This window comes from Thiohalophilus sp., assembly GCF_034522235.1.
GTDB lineage: Bacteria > Pseudomonadota > Gammaproteobacteria > UBA6429 > Thiohalophilaceae > Thiohalophilus.
In genome coordinates this window covers 2,470,669-2,490,524 of record NZ_JAXHLN010000003.1, presented here as the reverse complement: position 1 = coordinate 2,490,524, position 19,856 = coordinate 2,470,669, and the positions used below count along the sequence as shown (strand labels likewise).

The window sequence follows — 19,856 nt, the reverse complement described above, 5'->3', positions numbered from 1 at the left end:
TATTCAAAATGGTGATAGGTGTCGCTTAAGAAGACCAGGTCAACGCTCTTCGCGGGCAGGTGGGTGGACTGTTGATCGTTCACTACCCCCTCGACATTATTCAGATCCTGTTCGCGGGCCGTACGCAGAGTGTTATCGATAAAGTTTTGGGCAATATCCACGGCATAGACTTTGCCGGTCGCGCCGACCTGCTGGGCGAACAATCGGGTGAACAGGCCGGTACCGGCCCCCACGTCGGCGATACGCATACCTGGTTCTAGATCGAGCGCCTCGATAATCGCGTGCCGTTGATCGTAGACTTCCCGTCCGCGCCGCTCAAAAGTGCTCTGCCAGCGTGCAAAATCCGGATCCTGATAATGGCGATTGATATCGGGATTGACGTTTTCCCCGGCCGATGCGACATCGATCAATGGTGCGGTTGACACTACGATCAGCAACAGGCCGGTTGCGATCCGTTGCAGTACACTGCGAAAAACAGGCTTCATGGCATGACTCCGTTTTGCATAATACCCGGTAACGTTATTCGACGGTTTTTGGTTAAACCACCTGGCCGGCCACCCAGCCCGAGGACCAGGCCCATTGAAAATTATAGCCGCCGAGCCAGCCGGTGACATCCACCACCTCGCCGATGAAATAGAGGCCGGGGATGCGTCTGGATTCCATGGTTTTGGAAGAGAGCTCATCACAGTCGACACCGCCCAGGGTGACCTCCGCGGTGCGATAGCCTTCGCTGCCGCCGGGGGTGATTTCCCACTGTTGCAGCTGCCGGGCGATGGCATCGAACCGGGTATGTGATATGGCTTGCAGGGGTGTTTCAATCAATGTGTCATCCAATATAACGGCAACCAGGCGTTTTGGCAGGATCTCGCCAAGCACGGTCTTGAGTTTGCTGCGCGGCCGGCTGTTTTGTTGCGCTTTTAACCAGCTTAACACATCCTGATCCGGCAGAAGATTAACGCTAATCGTCTCGCCCGGTTGCCAGTAAGAGGAGATTTGCAATATCGCCGGGCCACTCAATCCCCGATGGGTGAAAAGCAGGTTTTCCCGAAAGCTGATACGTGCATTACTGACGATACTGTCGACAGAGACGCCGGTTAATTCACTAAAGCGTGTCTTATCCTGTGGCTGCAAGGTAAACGGCACCAGCGCAGCCCGGGTCGGCTGAATCGTATGACCGAACTGTTCGGCGATCTGGTAACCGAAAGGTGTGGCGCACATTTTCGGGATGGACAGCCCGCCGCTGGCAATCACGACAGACTCGGCTTCAATCTTTTCCTGGTTTGTGTAAAGCGTGAACGTGTTGTGAGCGGAAGAGGGGGAGGCTTCGGTTTTCTCAATCCGTTCGACGCTGCAGTTGAGGCGGATCTCGACGCCGACCCGGCGGCATTCGTTCAGCAGTATGTTCAATACATCCCTGGCACTGTGATCGCAGAACAGCTGGCCATGGGCCTTCTCGTGCCAGGGAATGTGGTGGCGGTCGAGCAGGGCAATAAAATCCCATTGGGTATAACGGCTCAGGGCTGATTTGCAAAAATGGGGATTATGAGACAGATAATGGTCGGCACTGATGTCGTAATTAGTGAAGTTGCAGCGTCCGCCACCGGACATCAGGATCTTTTTGCCGGGTTTGTTGGCATGGTCCAGTACCAGCACCTTGCGCCCGCGTTTGCCGGCTTCAATCGCGCACATCAGACCCGCGGCACCCGCACCGATAATCACAACATCTGTTTGCATGAAGAGCCGACTCTGAAGATGACGATGAATTGAAGCGTCCAGTTTAACGGAATCGGCGTAGAACAGGGAAAGGTGCGGTCACAGGTCGGGATGAGGGCGTACCGTGAACGCCCGGAGGGCCGGAAATGACGTACAGGGAAGTACTAACACCCAAAACACTCGCTTTGCTCGCTGGGTGGGCTCTGTCGCGGGAGGACAGGTGCCCTGACCGATAGGTAGGGTTGCCCTGACGCTGGAAGCGTAGGGTACTCGCAATGAACCCGGAGGGTTCTGCGAGATAACATAATGAAACCCGAAGGGGTTCTATGAGACATGTCCGGAGCGATCCGGTCACCCTCATCAAACCGCCGGCAAGGTCCGGCGTGAAGAACTAAGAATTGGTCGGGGTGACAGGATTTGAACCTACGACCCCCGCCTCCCGAAGACGGTGCTCTACCAGGCTGAGCTACACCCCGAATTATTAGGCCGTATAAGCGGCCCTGACTGCGTTAAAGCGTCGGCTCGAAAATGACCTTTCCGATGTACGTCGCTACCGGCGTCCTGCCTCTCGCGACATACCGCACATCCTGTGCATAACTCCGCTTTTCTCGCTCGCTTTGCCTTGTCATCATCCGCTTATACGGCCTAATAAAACCTTATTAAAGCGGCTTTGACTCGAACCGTGTTAAACGGTTGTAATGCGGATTAATAATTGCGGTTGACGGCGAATTCGGCGAGGAAGCTGAGCGCGTCTTTGTATTCGGACGTCGGGATTCCACTCAGCGCCTCAATGGCCTGATCGGCCTCCGCTCGCGCGCAGCGCGCAGTGTAGTCGATAGCGCCGGTGGATTCAATCGCGGCGCGCACGGCGTCGATCTGCGCCAGCCCGCCGGTTTCGATGGCTTCACGGATAACTGCGGCCTGCTCCGGGCTGCCCTGCTGGATGGCGTAAATCAGCGGCAGGGTGGGTTTGCCCTCGGCCAGATCGTCGCCGATGTTCTTGCCGGTCTCTTCGCTGTCGGACCGGTAGTCGAGCACGTCGTCCACCAGCTGGAAGGCGCTGCCCAGGTGCATGCCGTAGCGGGCCATCGCCTGCTGGAGGCCAGCGGGCTGGTCGGTGATGACGGCGGCCAGTTCGCTGGCCGATTCGAACAGTTTGGCGGTCTTGTTGTGGATGACTTCCATGTAGCGGGCTTCGGTGGTATCGGCGTCGTGGATATTGAGCAGCTGCTGGACTTCGCCCTCGGCAATGGTATTGGTGCAATTGGCCAGAATCCGCATGATATCCATCTGACCGATGTCGACCATCATCTGAAAAGCCCGGGAATAGAGAAAATCGCCCACCAGCACGCTGGCTGAATTCCCCCACAAATTGTTGGCCGTCTTCTGGCCGCGGCGCAGTTCGGAGCCGTCTACCACGTCGTCGTGGAGCAGGGTGGCGGTGTGGATGAACTCGATAATGGCTGCCAGATCAATATGATAGCGGCCCTGATAACCGAGCGCCCGGGCGCACAGCAGATGGATAATCGGGCGCAGCCGTTTGCCGCCACTCTTTATTATGTAGGCGCCGATCTGGTTGATCAGCACCACCTCGGAGCGCAGTCGTCCGCTAATGCACTGATCGACCTCGACCATGTCGGGGCCGATCAATGTCTGAATGTCCTCGAGAGTCTTCAATGCGACAAGCCTGTGAGCAAAGCGCAAAATGCTAGGGAGCCCCCCGGTGCCTGTCAAGCTGGACGCGCGATTCGGGGCACTTAAATTGGCAGAAAATCAGGAAAATTCTTTGACCGGGGCGGCCCCAGACGCTAAAATTGCGCCCCTTTCCACAGTCGAGTCCGCCCAGCAGGCGGGGATATTTGGAGCACAGTATTATGTACGCGGTTATCGAAACCGGTGGCAAGCAGTACCGGGTAGAACAGGGCCAGAAAATCAAGGTCGAGAAACTCGACGCCGAGACCGGCGCCAGTGTGGATATCGACAAGGTCCTGATGATCGCCGATGGCGAGGACTTCAAGGTCGGCAAGCCCTACGTGGAAGGCGGCAAGGTTACTGCCACCGTGGCCAGCCAGGGCCGCGGCAAGAAGGTGATGATTATCAAATTCCGTCGCCGCAAACACAGCCGCAAGACCCAGGGTCACCGTCAGGACTACACGGAACTGGAAATCACCGGTATCAGCGGTTAAGTAAGAGGACGTAAAGCATGGCTCATAAGAAAGCAGGCGGGAGTACCCGCAACGGTCGCGATTCCCAGTCGAAGCGTCTTGGCGTCAAGCGCTACGGCGGTCAGGTGGTCAAGGCCGGTAACATCCTGGTTCGCCAACGCGGCACCAAGGTTCACCCGGGCGTGAACGTCGGCAAGGGCGGTGACGATACCCTGTTTGCCAAGGCTGACGGCACCGTGGTATTCGAGACCAAGGGGCCCCGGCAGCGCAAGCAGGTCAGCATTATTCCGGCCTGAAGACGCCGGGATACAAGCCGAACCACCAAAGCCCCGTCCCTCGCGACGGGGTTTTTGTTTTATGCAGGGTGACTTGATTCATCCACCACAGAGGACACGGAGGACGCAGAGACATTCACTCTGTAACCGCTGGGTCCTCCGTGGTTTAGTATTTCACAGATGATTGTGCCGGCGATGGCCGGGAAACCACGGGAAGGGACAGATGAAGTTTGTCGACGAAGCAGCGATCCGGGTCGAGGCCGGCAAGGGCGGCAACGGCTGTGTCAGCTTTCGCCGGGAAAAATTCATCGAATTCGGCGGCCCCGACGGCGGTGATGGCGGTGACGGGGGCGATGTCTTTCTGATCGGCGAGCGCAATCTCAACACCCTGGCCGATTTTCGCTATACCCGCCAGTTTCGGGCCGAACATGGCCAGCAGGGCAAGGGCCGCAACATGACCGGCAAGGGCGGCCAGGACCTGGTTATTCCCGTGCCGCTGGGCACCCAGGTGTTCGACGAAGAGACCCGGGAGCTGCTCGGCGACGTGCTGGAACACGGCCAGACGCTGCTGGTGGCCAAAGGTGGCTATCACGGTATTGGCAATACCCGTTTTAAAAGCAGCACCAACCGGGCACCGCGCCAGTCCACCCCCGGCACCCCCGGCGAAGCCCGTCAGCTGCGCCTGGAGATGAAGGTGCTGGCCGACGTGGGGCTGCTGGGGTTGCCCAACGCCGGCAAATCGACCTTTATCCGCGCGGTCTCCGCCGCCCGCCCCAAGGTGGCCGATTACCCGTTTACCACCATTTATCCCAATCTGGGCGTGGTCAGCGTCGAGGCGCACCGCAGCTTTGTGGTGGCCGATATTCCGGGCATTATCGAGGGGGCGGCCGAGGGCGCCGGGCTGGGCATCCAGTTTCTCAAGCATGTCTCGCGCACCCGCCTGCTGCTGCATCTGGTGGATGTGGCCCCGCTGGACACAGCCGGTGATCCGGCCACGGATGTGCGCACCATCGAGCAGGAGATGCAACGCTTCGATCCGGAACTGGCCGAGTATGCGCGCTGGCTGGTATTGAATAAAATCGACCTGCTGCCCGAGGACGAGCGCGAAGCCCGCTGCCAGGCGATTATCGATGAGCTGGGCTGGCAGGGGCCGGTTTACACGATTTCGGCCATCGGCCAGATCGGCACCCGGCAGCTCTGTTATGACATCATGACCTACATCGAGCGCCAGCGTGAACAGGCCCGCCCGGTGGCGACAGAAGAAGAGTAACGCGACAGCGGAAAAAGACGACTATGTCCAGACGACAACAACTGACAACTTCCCGGCGCTGGGTGATCAAGATCGGCAGCGCGCTGCTGACCGGGGACGGCACCGGCCTGAATCAGCCGGGGCTGGATGCGTGGGTGGCGCAGATGACCGCGCTGATGGCGCAGGGCGTGGAGGTGGTGCTGGTCTCCTCCGGCGCGGTGGCCGAGGGGATGTGTCGTCTTGGCTGGAGCCGGCGACCCAGCGAACTGCACCATCTGCAGGCCGCCGCCGCCGTGGGCCAGATGGGACTGATCCAGGCCTATGAGTCGCGCTTTGCCCGCAGCAACCTGCATACCGCGCAGATCCTGCTTACCCACGACGATCTCACCAGCCGCAAACGCTACCTCAATGCCCGCAGCGCCGTGCGCAGTCTGCTGCAACTGGGGGTGATCCCGGTGATCAACGAAAACGACACCGTGGTCACTGACGAGATTCGCTTCGGTGATAACGACACCCTGGCCGCGCTGGTGGCCAATCTGGTCGAGGCCGACACCCTGATTATCCTCACCGATCAACAGGGGCTGTACGATTGCGATCCGCGCCACCACCCCGACGCGACGCTGATCGACGAGGTGCTGGTCCACGAGGCCTCGCTCGATGCCATGGCCACCGACAGCGCCGGGGCGCTGGGCCGGGGCGGCATGAAGACCAAGCTGCGGGCGGCGCGTCTGGCGGCCCGCTCCGGCACCTCCACGGTGATCGCTTCGGGCCGCGAGGATCAGATACTGACCCGCTTGCGGGGCGGTGAGGCGCTGGGCAGCCTGCTGTATGCCGAGCAGGCACCGCTGGCGGCACGCAAGCAGTGGCTGGCCGGCCATCTGCAGATGCGCGGCCGCCTGGAGCTGGACGAAGGGGCGGTCAAGGTGCTGTGTCACTCGGGTCGCAGCCTGCTGGCGGTCGGGGTGCGGGGGGTTTCGGGCGATTTTGCCCGCGGCGAGATGGTGGCCTGCGTGGATGCCGAAGGGCGGGAGATCGCCCGCGGCCTGGTCAACTACAACGCCGATGAGGTGCGCCGTATCATGGGCCAGCCCAGCGAGGCGATCGAGTCGACTCTGGGCTATATCGACGAGCCGGAGCTGATTCACCGCGACAACATGGTACTGGTATAAAACTCAAGAGGTCGGGCGGGTGGTCGATAGTGTCAGGAACCATGAACGGCATGGACTTCGTGGTGCAACTGGGGCAAAAACAGCCTGATATACCGTGTATTTTTGTCACCGCGGCAGTGGATGAAATGGCCCGGGCCGCCATGGCCGTGGCCCGCGAGGCGGGCGTCAATATGCTCGGCACGCTGCGTAAACCCTTCGATCCCGAGCAACTCGAGGCAATGTTCAAACAGGCCCAGGTCGCCTGACACGTTGCTTAACTGCGCGGTGCCCATAAAAAAAGCCGGATAAAAATCCGGCTTTTTGCTATTCAGCGCGGGTGCCTGTTACATCGTGCGGATGCGAGCGTTCAGCCGGCTTTTCTGCCGGGCGGCCTTGTTCTTGTGAATCAGGCCCTTGTTGGCGGTCTTGTCGATGAGCGCGATAGCCTGTTTGTAGGCCTGCTCGGCCTGGGCCTTGTCACCCGCCTTCACTGCGCCCAGCACTTTCTTGACGAAGGTGCGGAACTTGGAACGGTAGGCGGTATTATGCTGGCGGTTATCTTCCGCCTGGCGCGCCCGCTTGCGGGATTGTGCTGTGTTGGCCAAAACGTCTCTCCTGACTCAAGCAATTCGGGTGTTTGAAGGGCGCGTATCATGGTGGTTTTGGCCCCAAATGTCAACGATCGGGCGAAATTTCCCCCTGTGCGTATTCAGCGCACCGGCGCCTGGGGTAAGATGCGGGACAGGGCCGGGCCGGGACGGGTCAAGGCTGGTTGGTAAGTCGTTACAAACTTATAAATATTCTTTAATAACAATAAGATAGAGACGCATTGATGGGACTGTTACGGTCCACGGCGGTATTTAGCGGCATGACCTTTATCTCGCGCCTCACCGGCCTGGTGCGGGATGTGGTGTTCGCGGCTGTCTTCGAATTCGGCAAGGCCACCGACGCCTTTTTAATTGCCTTCAAGATCCCCAATTTCCTGCGCCGGCTGTTCGCCGAGGGGGCCTTTGCCCAGGCCTTCGTGCCGGTGCTGGCCGAGTACAGGGTCAAGCGCGATATCGACGCGGTACGCGAGCTGGTCGCCTCGACGGCCGGGACCCTGGGCGCGGTGCTGCTGATTCTGACCGCGCTGGTGGTGCTGGTGACACCCTTGTTCGTCATGCTGATTGCCCTGGGCTATATCGGCGATCCGGCGCAGGTGGATCTGACCGCCGAGATGCTGCGCATCACCTTCCCCTATATCTTTTTTATCTCCCTGACCGCGCTGGCCGGCGGGGTACTCAACACCTACGGCCGTTTTGCCCTGCCGGCCTTCACCCCGGTGCTGCTCAACCTGAGTCTGATCGGCGCGGCCCTGTGGCTGTCGGACTATTTTGCCGTGCCGGCCATGGCCCTGGCCTGGGGCGTGATGATCGCCGGGGTGGCGCAACTGCTGTTACAGCTGCCGTTTTTGCTGCGTCTCAAGCTGTTGCGCTGGCCGCGCTGGGGCTGGGGCGATCCGGGGGTGCGGCGCATCATGAAGCTGATGCTGCCGGGCATCATCGGCTCCTCCGCCATGCAGATCAATCTGCTGTTCGACGTGATGGTGGCCTCGTTTCTCGCCTTCGGCAGCATTACCTGGCTCTATTTTGCCGACCGGATGATGGAGTTTCCGCTGGGGCTGTTCGGCATCGGCCTGGCCACGGTGATCCTGCCCTATCTGTCGGAGAAGTTCGCCCGCCAGGACAGCCTGGCCTTCTCGCGCACCCTGGACTGGGCGCTGCGCTGGGTCTTGCTCATCGGCCTGCCGGCGGCGGTCGCCCTCGGTGTGCTGGCCGGGCCGATCCTGGCGACGCTGTTCCTGTATGGCGGCAAGGGCGACCATGATCTGAACATGATGGCGCTGGCGCTGATCGCCTACAGCTTCGGTCTGCTCGGCTTCATGCTGGTCAAGGTGTTGGTACCGGGCTACTTCGCCCGCCAGGACACGAAAACCCCGATGAAGGTGGCGCTGATTGCGATGGTGGCCAACATGATTTTCAACGTGATCCTGGTGGTGACGCTGGTGCAGGTGGGCTATTCCGCGCCCCACGCCGGGCTGGCACTGGCGACCACGCTCTCCTCCTTCCTCAACGCCATGCTGTTGCTGCGCGGCCTGTTGCGTGACGGGGTGTTCCGCCCCGAAGCCGGCTGGGGCCTCTACTTTGTGCGCGTGATCCTGGCCGCCGGGGTGATGGGCACCAGTCTCTGGGTTCTGGCCGGCGACTGGACGCAGTGGGTCGACTACACGCTGGCCCAGCGGCTGACGCATCTGGGCTGGCTGATCCCGGCCGGGGTGGCGATTTACTTTGGTGTGCTCGCGCTCAGCGGCCTGCGCTTCGGCCAGTTTCGCCGACCGGTGTCAGGTTAATTCCGGGTTGGGCGCGCTCACCACCGAAGACACCGAAAAGCACTGAAAATCACCGAACAGGGCATGATGCTCCGGCCAATCAGTATTCGGTGAATTCGGTGTGTTCAGTGCTTCGGTGGTTGATATCGGCCTTGAATTGCCCCGGGTTTTCCGCGCAGGGGGGTTCTTTATTTTTCGCTAACAGCCCCTTGTTTTTGTTATACTTTTGGCCTTTTTCCGGTGGTGTAAATCAATCATGGAGCTGATCCGCGGTCTGCATAATCTGCGCCCCCGTCACCACGGTTGCGTGGCCACCATCGGCAATTTCGACGGGGTGCATCTGGGCCATCAGGCGGTCATCGGCCAGCTGGCGGAGAAGGCCGATGAGTTGTGTCTGCCGGCGGTGGTGATCACCTTCGAGCCGCAGCCGCTGGAGTATTTCAAACCCGGGGCGGCCCCCTCGCGCCTGACCCGCTTTCGGGAAAAGATCCAGGCCCTGCGTCGCTATGCCGTGGATCGGGTGTTGTGTCTGCCGTTCAATCGCAAGCTGGCGCAGCTGAGCCCGGCGGAGTTTATTCAACAGGTGCTGGTCGACGGGCTGGGTGTGAGGTATCTGGTGGTCGGCGACGATTTTCGTTTTGGTCGCGGCCGGGCCGGCACCATCGACGACTTGCGGGCCGCCGGAGCCGAACACGGCTTTACGGTGGTCAACATGCACACCTTCGAGATCGACGGCGAGCGGGTCAGCAGCACGCGCATTCGCCAGGCGCTGGAAGCCGGCGACATGGGGGCGGCCGAACGGCTGCTGGGCCGTGACTACCGGATGAGCGGGCGGGTCGCACACGGCAACCGGCTGGGGCGTCAGCTCGGGTTTCCCACCGCCAACATTCATCTGCATCGGCGGGTGACACCGTTGCAGGGCATCTTCGCGGTGGACGTGTTCGGCCTCGATCGTGAACCGTTGCAGGGTGCCGCCAGTCTTGGTACCCGGCCGACGGTGGACGGTACGCGCGCTCTGCTGGAAGTGTTCATCCTCGATTTCGATCAGGCTATCTATGGTCGGCACCTGCAGGTCAGTTTTTTGCACAAGCTGCGCGATGAAGAAAAATACGATTCGCTGGAACGATTGAAACAGCAGATCAACACGGATGTTCAACAGACACGTGCCTACTTTGCCGCACGTCACAAAGAAACATACTGAATGCCAAAATGGATAACAATGTGACTGATTACAAGCATACCCTGAATCTTCCGCAGACCGATTTTCCCATGCGTGGCAATCTGGCCAAACGCGAGCCGGACTTTCTCAAGCGCTGGTACGAGACGGATCTCTATCAACAGTTGCGCGAGCAGGCCAAAGCGGAGCAGCGGCCGTTGTTTCTGCTGCACGACGGCCCGCCCTATGCCAACGGCGATATTCATATTGGTCACGCCGTCAACAAGATCCTCAAGGACATCATTATCAAGTCCAAGACGCTGGCCGGTTACGATGCGCCCTATATCCCCGGCTGGGACTGCCACGGTCTGCCGATCGAGTTGCAGGTGGAAAAGAAAATCGGCAAGGCCGGTGTTGCCGTCGCCCATGACCAGTTCCGTGCCGCCTGTCGCGATTACGCGGCCGAACAGGTGGACGGTCAGCGCAATGACTTCAAACGCCTCGGAGTTCTTGGTGACTGGGATCACCCTTATCTGACCATGGACTACCAGTTCGAGGCGGATATCGTTCGCGCCCTGGGCAACATCATCGACCAGGGCCATCTGCACAAGGGCTTCAAGCCGGTACACTGGTGTGTCGACTGCGGCTCGGCCCTGGCCGAGGCGGAGGTGGAATACGAGGACAAGACCTCGCCGGCCATCGACGTGCGCTTTGAAGTACTGAACGAAGAAGCGCTGATGAGCCGTTGTCATCACGTCGAAGGCCATGAGGGCGACGCACAGGGACGTGCTAGTACCCAAAACACTCGCTACGCTCATGGGGCAGGCTCTGTCGCGGGAGGCAGGAAGCCGGGAGCGACTAAGGGTCCGATCTCGGTGGTCATCTGGACCACCACACCCTGGACCCTGCCGGCCAACCAGGCGGTGGCGGTCAATCCCGAACTCGATTACGCCGTGGTCCAGTGCGACGGGGTGGGCGATCACGTGCCCGAGCGGTTGATCGTGGCCGACGCCATGCTGGGCGACATCATGGCGCGCTGGGAGGTGGAAGCGTATCGCGTGGTGGCCTATTGCAAGGGGGCCGAGCTCGAAGACCTTAAATTGCAGCATCCCTTCTATGATCGCGAAGTGCCGATCATCTGCGGCGAACACGTCAGCACGGAGGCGGGGACCGGCGCCGTGCACACCGCGCCCGGCCACGGCCAGGATGATTATGTGGTCGGCCAGCGTTATCACCTCAAGGTCGACAACCCTGTAGGCGGCGACGGCAAGTTCCTCGAAGGCACGCCCCTGTTCGAAGGCCAGCATGTGTTCAAGGCCAACGACAGCGTGCTCGATGCCCTCAAGGCGCACAACAAACTGGTGCACGAAGAGGCCTTTCGTCATAGCTATCCGCATTGCTGGCGGCACAAGACCCCGATTATCTTCCGCGCCACGCCGCAGTGGTTTATCGCCATGGATGGCGTGTATCCTGGTCTTGTCGGGAACAAAGACCAGGGTATCGCCATGGAACAGGCGAGCTTGCGTAAAAACGCGCTTGCCGCCATTGGTAAAACCCGCTGGATGCCACAATGGGGTGAGGCACGCATCATCGGCATGGTGGAGAACCGGCCCGACTGGTGTATCTCGCGCCAGCGCACCTGGGGCGTTCCGATTACTCTGTTCGTGCATAAAAAAACCGGCAAGCTGCATCCCAAAACCGGTGAGCTGATCGAACAGGCGGCACAACAGATCGAACAGCGCGGCATCGATGCCTGGTTCGAGCTGGATATCAGTAACCTCCTGGGTGACGACGCTGATGATTACGAACAGGTGCGCGATACGCTCGATGTCTGGTTCGACTCGGGGGTGACCCATTTCGCCGTGTTGGGTCAACGTCTGGGTCTGACAGAGTATCCCGCCGCCGATCTTTATCTGGAAGGATCGGATCAGCATCGCGGCTGGTTCCAGTCCTCGCTGCTGACCGCCGTGGCCATGCAGGGCAGCGCGCCTTACAAAGCGGTATTGACCCACGGCTTCACGGTCGATGCCAAAGGCCAGAAGATGTCCAAGTCAAAGGGTAACGTGGTGGCGCCGCAAAAGGTGATCAACAACCTGGGCGCGGACATCCTGCGCCTGTGGGTGGCGGCCACCGATTACAGCGGCGAGATGCGTGTCTCCGACGAGATTCTCAAGCGTACCGCCGATGCCTACCGGCGCATGCGCAACACCGCCCGCTATCTGCTGGCCAACCTGGGGGACTTTGACCCGAGCCAACACAGCGTGCCGGCCGATCAGATGCTGGCGCTGGACAAATGGGCGGTGGAACGCACCCGCGAGATCCAGCAGCAGATCGTGACCGCCTATGACAATTACGAGTTTCATAATATCTATCAGCAGATGCACAACTTCTGCGCGGTGGATCTGAGCAGCTTCTATCTGGATGTGATCAAGGACCGCCAGTACACCATGCCGACAGAGAGCGCGGCCCGGCGTTCGGCACAGACCGCGGCCTATTATATTGCCGAGGCAATGGTGCGCTGGATGGCGCCCATTCTGAGTTTTACCGCCGAAGATATCTGGGAAAACATTCCCGGCGAACGCGGCGCGTCGGTATTGCTCAATACCTGGTACGAGTTGCCCCGCATGTTTGGTGATGATCAGACTGCCAGCGATGAGCTGGCGTACTGGCAACGCATCATGCAGGTGCGCGACGCGGTCAACAAGGAACTGGAAAACCTGCGCGTTGCCGGCGGCATCGGTGCCAATCTCGATGCCGAAGTCGGTATTTACGCCGGGCGGGAAATTCACGATGCCCTGGCGCAGCTGGAAGACGAATTGCGCTTTGTCCTGATTACCTCGGAGGCCCGTCTCTATCTGGCCGGTGATCCACCCTCCGAGGCACAGCACTACACCCTGGCGGGCAACGACGAGATCTGGGTCTCGGTCTCGGCTTCCGCGCATCCCAAGTGCGTGCGCTGCTGGCATCATCGTGAGGATGTAGGCAGTCATGCCGATCATCCCGAGCTGTGCGGGCGGTGTGTCGAGAATGTGGACGGCGCGGGCGAGGAGCGGTTGCACGCGTAAGAACAGTGACGAGTTACGAGGTACGAGTGACGAGGTCAAAAAACGATATATTGAGGCGTAGGTCAGGTTGCGCATCGCGCTACCTGACATTCTTGCTACAGGACTGTGCCGTGAATGTTGACGGGCAGGCGAGAAGCGGTTGCACTATAAAATCAGTTTCTAGTTACTAGCCGCTAGCGACTGGAAACTGCATAGAGGATTTAGCATGTTGAGATGGTTGTGGCTTTCCGGGGTGGTGATATTGCTCGATCAGTTGAGCAAGTTTGTTGCCAGTGCCTATCTGACGCTGCATCAGCCGGTCGAGTTGCTGCCAATGTTTAATCTGACCCTGATGCACAACAGCGGCGCGGCGTTCAGCTTTCTCAGCGATGCCGGGGGCTGGCAGCGCTGGTTTTTCACGCTGGTCTCGATTGTGATCAGCGTGGTGATCTTTATGTGGATCAAACGCCTCAAACATGAGCATCTGCAGGCGGCTTCGCTGGCGTTGATCCTGGGCGGGGCGCTGGGCAATCTGATCGATCGCCTGGTGCACGGCTATGTCATTGATTTTCTCGATGTCTATTATCGCGGTACCAGCTGTTTGCCCATGTTTTTTACCTGGCATCGCGGTGGCCAGCCTGAATGTCACTGGCCGGCCTTTAATCTGGCCGATGCGGCGATCACACTGGGTGTGGTGTTGATTCTAATCGATACGCTGCGTCAGTACCGGGCCGATAGGAAACTGGCGGCAAAATACAAAGACGGATAAAACGAGCGGATTATTATGGCGGACATCGAAGCGTTGACCATCGGCCCGGGATCGCGGGTGACCATGCACTTTACCCTGAGCCTCACCGATGGCACGGTGGCGGACAGCAGCGAGGAGGGGGAACCGATGACCTTCACCATGGGGGATGGTACCCTGATCGAGGGACTGGAGATGGTCTTGTACGGTCTGAAAGTGGGCGACAAGCAGTGTCTGGAGATCGGGCCGCGCGATACCTTCGGTTTTCCTGAAGAGGATAACATCCATACCCTGGCGCGCAGCGAGTTTGCCGCGGAGTTGCCGCTGGAGGAGGGGATCATTCTCGGCTTCAGCACCCCTTCCGGTGAAGAGGTGCCGGGCACCATTCATGAAGTCCACGACGAGGAAGTGGTGGTCGACTTCAATCACCCCCTCGCCGGCCGACCGGTGGTCTTCGAGGTGGAGATTCTGGCCATTCAACCGGGTGAATTCACCCAGGACAGTGACGCATGAAAGTCATACTCGCCAATCCGCGCGGTTTCTGCGCCGGGGTGGATCGTGCCATCGACATCGTCGAGCGGGCGCTGGAACTGTTCGGCGCGCCCATCTATGTGCGTCATGAAGTGGTCCACAACCGTTTCGTGGTCGATGATCTGCGTAATAAGGGCGCGATCTTTGTCGAGGAGCTGGACGAGGTGCCGGATGACGCCACGGTGATCTTCAGTGCTCACGGTGTCTCCCAGGCCGTGCGCCAGGAAGCCGACCGCCGCGGCCTGAGTGTCTTCGACGCCACCTGCCCGCTGGTGACCAAGGTGCATCTGGAGGTCAAACGCTACAGCCGTAACGGCCAGGAGTGCATTCTGATCGGCCATGCCGGCCACCCGGAGGTGGAAGGCACTATGGGCCAGTTTGATACCGGCCCCGGCGGCCAAATGTATCTGGTCGAAAACGTGGCGGATGTGGCCGCGCTGCAGGTCGACGATCCGCAGCACCTGGCCTTCGTCACCCAGACTACCCTGTCGATGGACGATACCGCCGCGATCATCGATGCCCTGCGTGAACGCTTTCCCGCCATCCAGGGACCGCGCAAGGACGATATCTGCTACGCCACCCAGAACCGCCAGGACGCGGTCAAATCCCTCGCCGATCGGGTCGATCTGCTGCTGGTGGTCGGCTCCCCCAACAGCTCCAACTCCACCCGCCTCAAGGAAGTGGCCGAACGGCGCGGCACCAGCGCCTATCTCATCGACAACGCCGACCAGATAGAAAAAGCCTGGCTGGAGGGAATTGCCCGCATCGGCCTGACCGCCGGCGCCTCGGCACCGGAAGTCCTGGTCGAACAGGTAATCGACAAACTGCGTGAATGGGGTGTGGATGAAGTCGAGCGCGGTGAAGGGCAGTCCGAGAACGTGGTGTTCTCCTTGCCCGTCGAACTCAAGGAAGAAAGATTGCAGTCATCAGATGGCAGTAGGCCGTGAATTTTTAATGATGAATTTTGAATGTTGAATTCAACATTCAAAATTTAACATTCATCATTAATTCAGCCTGCCAACTTCTAATGATCCCACGTATCCTCATTGGCACCAACCGCCCCGTCATTGTTCTTGTCCCAGCCTCGCTGGCCGGTTGAGGTAATTTCCAGGTAGCCATCACCGGACTGGGCATTTTTTGGGGTGGCACGCAAGACAAAGGTTGTTGAGTCCGCGCTTTGAATTGTCAGGTCATAAGACTTTGAATCGCCATCCAGTGGTGCTTCAGTAGGAAAAATAGCCGGTGTGCCGGTATCGTTACCACCGGTGGCCGCACCTTCATAGGTATAATTTTCCGTATAGTGGCGTTCCATGGCATTGGCGAAGGAAACAAGCGCGCCCTTGGCATCGGCCCGGCGAGTCTTCTCCAGGTACCCCTGGTAGGACGGGTAGGCAATTCCCGCCAGGATCCCGAGGATGGCGGTGACGATCATCAGCTCGATCAGGGTAAAGCCGGATTCTTTTTTCATCAACATAAACGGTTACTCTGTTTGATTATTGGGGAATATCCTTCAAACCCTCAAGCACATGCAGCTCGGTGGTCACCGGTTGGTTGTTTTCCTCTTTCCACCTGAATCGGACCACCGTTCCGGGACTGATTAACAGTGGATCACGATAGGTATTGCTGTCCGAGGAGGTGGCCCGGGCATCCCTGGCAACCCGGTACGGCATATCATCAATATAAATCAGCCGTTTGTCACTGTTCAGGCCCGTAACCACACCGACGACATTGTGCGTTGGGGTTTGCGCCTGAACCAGCCCAGGCGCGGTTATCATGGCAAGGGCACAAATTGTTGTAGCAAGAATCTGTTTCATATCCATACCTCGCAGTGTGGGCAGCCATCAAGGCTGCCCATGGTTATTTCAGCTGCTCCCAGGATAGCCGGTTACTACCTGTGTTCTTGGGATTATTCTTGATGGACTCGGCTGTACCGGTAGAGCCGCTCATAAGTTTGATACAGAAATCATCGGAGCAGATAGGCGGCGGCGGTGCGCCTCCGGCCAGACCCTCTTTAGGCTGCATACCGGAAACCGGAATACTCACTGTTTCACCGCTGTCCGGATCGTATACAGTCATGAATTCCTGATTATCAAAATTGCCATCCGCATTCAGGTCGAAGACTGAGTAGCTCAGCCTGCCACCGCTGTTGGGATCCAATTCCATAAGCCAGGTCGAACCGCCCCAGCCACAGGGATCGTCATTCGGGATAATGGAGGTGATAATGATCCGGCCCGCCCAGAGCAGGGGAGCAGCAATGACACGTTCGCCCTGTGCGCCGAAGTTATTGGGTGCAGGGGAGATGAGATCCATATACCAGCCGGGTTGGGTGGTCATTTCCCTCGCGGTAATCATTCTGATGCCCCACTCGTGGTCCTCGTTGGTCTCCGGGTTATTAAAGGACTCGTTGGAATCCTCGTAAAAGATCTCCTGTTCGAGCAGATCGCCGCGGGCGACCTGGGCATCTTCGTCAAGAACCCCGTAGAAACTGTTGATGGGAATATCGCTAGAGGGGACGATATTGTCACCCACCTCGAAGTATTTGCCGGTCCCGAAATAGACCATGATCCCGCCATCATCGTGGTTCTTGGCCTGGGGTTTGGAGGTGATTGGCTGTACCTCGGAGTTGGGCCCTACGGCGGTAAACAGCGGTTCGGGTGTATTGCCCTGTTTGAAGGCACTACCCCACTGATTGGTGTTGCTGTCGTCGATGTCGAAACGCCACATGTTGCCGAGCAGATCGCCCGCGTAAATCCGGTCCGCGATCCGGTCATTGTCCAGGTCGATAACCAGCGGTGTGGCCATGCCGTTCGGATTGTTGGTATCCCCGGTATCGGTGTCAAAATATTCGATCACGTTACCGGTTTCGATATCGACCATGAAAATCCCGGCCTTCTGACTGTCGCTGTTATAGCCATTGCCAAAGATGGCCGCCCATTGCCCGGTATTTAGGCGAACAATGGTCGGCTGGCCGATGCTGTAACCCAGTTCGGGATGAGTGAATTCCCACAGGATATCCGACGCGCTGAATGTCGATGGATCAGTGACATCCAGGGCAAACACGCTGCGACCCCCCGCGCCGGTGCTGCCGAGCAGAACGGTGCGCCATTGCTTGCCGCTGCCCACATCGATATAGGCAGCACCGGCACGTGGGCTGCCGTCGACATAGAATTTGTGGTTGTAGCTGGTACTGGTCAGGTCGGCCAGGTTGTCATAGACCGCATTGGGCACATAAGCGAACAGTTCCTGACCGGTTTCGGCATCCAGGGCGTGCAGCATGCCGTCATTGCCACCGATATAGATGGCATTTTTCCGGTTTGTGTAACTTGCACTGCGCAAAAAGTCGACATAATCATCGCCTTCATCGCCCACCAGCAGCCCGTAGCCGAAGTTGGTTTCGCCGACGAACCAGGGATCGGAGTTGACAATGTCGCCGAGCAGGCTGTCACGGTTACGGAAAGTCCCGCCATTTCTGACTTCATTGCTCTGATCGCCGCGAAGATACTCGAGTACGTTTTGCGAGCCGAGCGCGGTCTGCTGGGCGGTGCTGATTGCGTTCCAGTCAAACTCGACACCATTTGTGCCATCAAAGGTGAAAATATTCCGGCTGGTATGCGGGGGCAGTTCATCGGCCGCATTCCATTCCGGATTGGTGGCAATGCTGCCATCCAGGTTGACCTTGAAGGCCTGGACCGTGCCGGACCAGACGGAACTGTCGAACTTGGCCTGGTAGATAAAGGTACCGGAATCAAGCCGGGTCGAGTTGGCCGCAATCGCCGCCGAGGAACTGGTTCGGCCGGAGACATTGTTGATGGTGGCCGCCAGCCCGTCGGCAAACTCTTTCGGGTTCTGGGCGCTGAAGAATCCCCCTCGGCTATTGACCGAGGCGTGCAGCAGGTCGTCGATTTTTGCCTCTTCCGTAGCAAAGGGGTCGGGCCAGGAAAGCGTCACACTGTCGTCGCCGATGGCATCGAAGGCATCCTGCGAATTAACAGTGCCGGTGACCCCGAAGCTGGCGCCGAAGGTAACCATGTGTTGCCAGAAGGCCGGGTCAGCCTCGTTGGTCGGCACGTCGTTGGTCAGATCGGTGCGCAGATCCCGCTTCCAGTAATACATGGCCACATCCGCCAGGGTGCTGCTGACATTGTCCTCGAACGGGGATTCGGCCGTGTATTGATAACTGGCACCGTCGGGGCCGGTAATCGTGGTGCCATCCTCGCCGTCGTTATTATCGCGCGCATCATCGGTGTCGGCATCATTGGAATCACCCGTTGACCAGTAACCGTCCGTCATCACGATGGAATAGCTCTGTCGACAGGATATGTCGTCACCGCCATCGGTACCCGGTGTTTCGCTCCAGGGACCGCGACTGTCGGCGCGGGAATAGTATTGACCGACGTCATCGAGTGCCTTGCGGGTTGGTGTGCCCGCGGCGGGGATGGTACGGGTATAAAGTTCAGTAAAGAAGTCATCACGATCGGTGCCGATGAAGGGCCGTACGCCATTGACCAGAGTGTCCGTGGTCACGCTATCGATGGACTCACTGCCCTTGTTGAGAGTGGCGAAGTTGACGCGTACCGCCGCGGCGGGATCGGTCGGATCGGCAAGCTGGGCAAACGCGGCGCCGGTGCCGGCCCGCGCGGTCAGGATCCGCGAGCGGTAATACTGATACCAGTTGGCGAAGTTCTGCATTTCCTCGTCATAGGTACAGGCCGTGTGATCGGCACAATCTTCACGCGCGGCAGAGCGGGAAAAGGGGGCGTTACCTGATTTGATTTCGACTTTGGTGTAATGATTCCAGTCCCATTCGCCGCCGCCGTTGTATTTGAAATAGGTGGCAGGATAAAAGGTCTTGCTTACATAGTTACCTGAATTGGAATAGTCACAGTCGGTGGCATCATTGCATTCTACCCACCAGGCGCTTTGAGAGTTATCCGTGGTCAAATCCCGGCTGCCAGCGCCGGTATTTTCCGGGTTGTGGAAGGCATTGGTCGGATCGGCGTCGGCATATTGCGAACCATCGGCCTTGGTCCACGGCTCATAGACAAATTCCGGATTATAATAAGTGGCATTGAAATCCGAAGAGCGGCTCAGAGCATTATATGGATTATTGTCTACCGTCGGAACCACGTTGTTGTAATCATCGCCACCATAGACCCCATTGGTACGAGGATAGATATACCTGGCAGGATAATATTGGTTACCCCCGTCCTTTATGTAATCCTCGGGCATGATTTCAAAATGCATGGAACCCGAATCGTCGAGCAGATAAGTAATGTTGGGTTTGATCTGTCCGCCCAGGGTCAGGGGGATGTCGGCAATATCGACGGTGGCCGAATGAGCCGGCAAGGCCATTATTAATGTCATCGTTGTGGACAGGGTTAATAATATTTTGCGCGCATAGCCAGTCATGTTGTTCTCCGGATGTGAGAGAGCCTGTTTGGGTGTTGGATTGAACATGA

At 58.7% G+C, this 19,856-nt stretch carries 18 protein-coding genes and 1 tRNA gene; 11 read left to right on the top strand and 8 right to left on the bottom strand.

The features are described 5' to 3' along the window. The 4 genes from U5J94_RS15170 to U5J94_RS15155 all read right to left on the bottom strand — a co-directional run. Positions 1-485: class I SAM-dependent methyltransferase (locus U5J94_RS15170; protein ID WP_322566460.1), on the bottom strand; the 485-nt coding region annotated here is incomplete at its 3' end. Between the two features lie 52 nt (positions 486-537). After that, positions 538-1,734 carry an NAD(P)/FAD-dependent oxidoreductase gene (locus U5J94_RS15165; RefSeq protein WP_322566459.1) on the bottom strand — a complete coding sequence of 399 codons (1,197 nt, stop codon included), beginning with the start codon at positions 1,732-1,734 and terminating at the stop codon, positions 538-540. Between the two features lie 378 nt (positions 1,735-2,112). Next, positions 2,113-2,189: transfer RNA gene (locus U5J94_RS15160), tRNA-Pro, on the bottom strand. Between the two features lie 229 nt (positions 2,190-2,418). Continuing rightward, a complete protein-coding gene (locus tag U5J94_RS15155; protein WP_416224243.1) occupies positions 2,419-3,348 on the bottom strand; it encodes a polyprenyl synthetase family protein in 930 nt (309 codons plus the stop codon). Between the two features lie 239 nt (positions 3,349-3,587). On the opposite strand from U5J94_RS15155, the gene rplU reads away from it, so the two are divergent. From rplU to U5J94_RS15130, 5 genes are all read left to right on the top strand, one after another. After that, positions 3,588-3,899 (top strand): 50S ribosomal protein L21, encoded by a 312-nt coding sequence (gene rplU / locus U5J94_RS15150; RefSeq protein ID WP_322566506.1) that lies wholly within the window; start codon positions 3,588-3,590, stop codon positions 3,897-3,899. A gap of 17 nt (positions 3,900-3,916) precedes the next feature. Next, positions 3,917-4,174, top strand: coding sequence for a 50S ribosomal protein L27 (gene rpmA, locus U5J94_RS15145; RefSeq protein ID WP_134085297.1), 258 nt, complete (start codon positions 3,917-3,919; stop codon positions 4,172-4,174). A gap of 202 nt (positions 4,175-4,376) precedes the next feature. Beyond that, positions 4,377-5,423, top strand: a complete 1,047-nt coding sequence (gene cgtA, locus U5J94_RS15140; protein ID WP_322566457.1) for an Obg family GTPase CgtA — start codon at positions 4,377-4,379, stop codon at positions 5,421-5,423. Between the two features lie 23 nt (positions 5,424-5,446). Continuing rightward, entirely contained in the window at positions 5,447-6,571 is a 1,125-nt protein-coding gene (gene proB, locus U5J94_RS15135) for a glutamate 5-kinase (RefSeq protein WP_322566456.1), read from the top strand. 29 nt (positions 6,572-6,600) lie between these two features. After that, positions 6,601-6,816: a response regulator gene (locus tag U5J94_RS15130; protein WP_322566455.1), complete on the top strand. Its 216-nt coding sequence runs from the start codon at positions 6,601-6,603 to the stop codon at positions 6,814-6,816. 78 nt (positions 6,817-6,894) lie between these two features. On the opposite strand, the gene rpsT is transcribed toward U5J94_RS15130, so the two are convergent. Continuing rightward, the gene (rpsT, locus tag U5J94_RS15125) at positions 6,895-7,155 is read right to left on the bottom strand and encodes a 30S ribosomal protein S20 (RefSeq protein ID WP_322566454.1); all 261 of its coding nucleotides are present in this window, start codon (positions 7,153-7,155) and stop codon (positions 6,895-6,897) included. Positions 7,156-7,382: 227 nt separating this feature from the next. On the opposite strand from rpsT, the gene murJ reads away from it, so the two are divergent. The 6 genes from murJ (at position 7,383) to ispH (ending at position 15,344) form a co-directional block, all read left to right on the top strand. Beyond that, entirely contained in the window at positions 7,383-8,942 is a 1,560-nt protein-coding gene (gene murJ / locus U5J94_RS15120) for a murein biosynthesis integral membrane protein MurJ (protein WP_322566453.1), read from the top strand. 235 nt (positions 8,943-9,177) lie between these two features. Then, a complete protein-coding gene (gene ribF, locus U5J94_RS15115) occupies positions 9,178-10,122 on the top strand; it encodes a bifunctional riboflavin kinase/FAD synthetase (RefSeq protein ID WP_322566452.1) in 945 nt (314 codons plus the stop codon). A gap of 20 nt (positions 10,123-10,142) precedes the next feature. Beyond that, positions 10,143-13,142 (top strand): isoleucine--tRNA ligase, encoded by a 3,000-nt coding sequence (ileS, locus tag U5J94_RS15110; RefSeq protein ID WP_416224242.1) that lies wholly within the window; start codon positions 10,143-10,145, stop codon positions 13,140-13,142. Positions 13,143-13,347: 205 nt separating this feature from the next. After that, a complete protein-coding gene (lspA, locus tag U5J94_RS15105; RefSeq protein ID WP_322566450.1) occupies positions 13,348-13,890 on the top strand; it encodes a signal peptidase II in 543 nt (180 codons plus the stop codon). A gap of 15 nt (positions 13,891-13,905) precedes the next feature. Then, positions 13,906-14,379 (top strand): FKBP-type peptidyl-prolyl cis-trans isomerase, encoded by a 474-nt coding sequence (gene fkpB / locus U5J94_RS15100; protein ID WP_322566449.1) that lies wholly within the window; start codon positions 13,906-13,908, stop codon positions 14,377-14,379. Then, the gene (gene ispH, locus U5J94_RS15095) at positions 14,376-15,344 is read left to right on the top strand and encodes a 4-hydroxy-3-methylbut-2-enyl diphosphate reductase (protein WP_322566448.1); all 969 of its coding nucleotides are present in this window, start codon (positions 14,376-14,378) and stop codon (positions 15,342-15,344) included. The genes fkpB and ispH overlap by 4 nt, the downstream gene beginning before the upstream one ends. A gap of 77 nt (positions 15,345-15,421) precedes the next feature. Here the strand turns inward: ispH and U5J94_RS15090 are convergent, their stop codons facing one another. Genes U5J94_RS15090 through U5J94_RS15080 form a run of 3 tightly spaced genes read right to left on the bottom strand, consistent with a single transcriptional unit; the run spans position 15,422 to position 19,854 of the window. Continuing rightward, positions 15,422-15,865 (bottom strand): type IV pilin protein, encoded by a 444-nt coding sequence (locus U5J94_RS15090; protein ID WP_416224241.1) that lies wholly within the window; start codon positions 15,863-15,865, stop codon positions 15,422-15,424. A 25-nt stretch (positions 15,866-15,890) separates the two neighbouring features. Continuing rightward, entirely contained in the window at positions 15,891-16,211 is a 321-nt protein-coding gene (locus U5J94_RS15085; protein WP_322566446.1) for a hypothetical protein, read from the bottom strand. A gap of 43 nt (positions 16,212-16,254) precedes the next feature. Beyond that, on the bottom strand, positions 16,255-19,854 hold the full coding sequence (locus U5J94_RS15080; RefSeq protein ID WP_322566445.1) for a pilus assembly protein: 3,600 nt from the start codon (positions 19,852-19,854) through the stop codon (positions 16,255-16,257). Positions 19,855-19,856 lie beyond the last annotated feature (2 nt).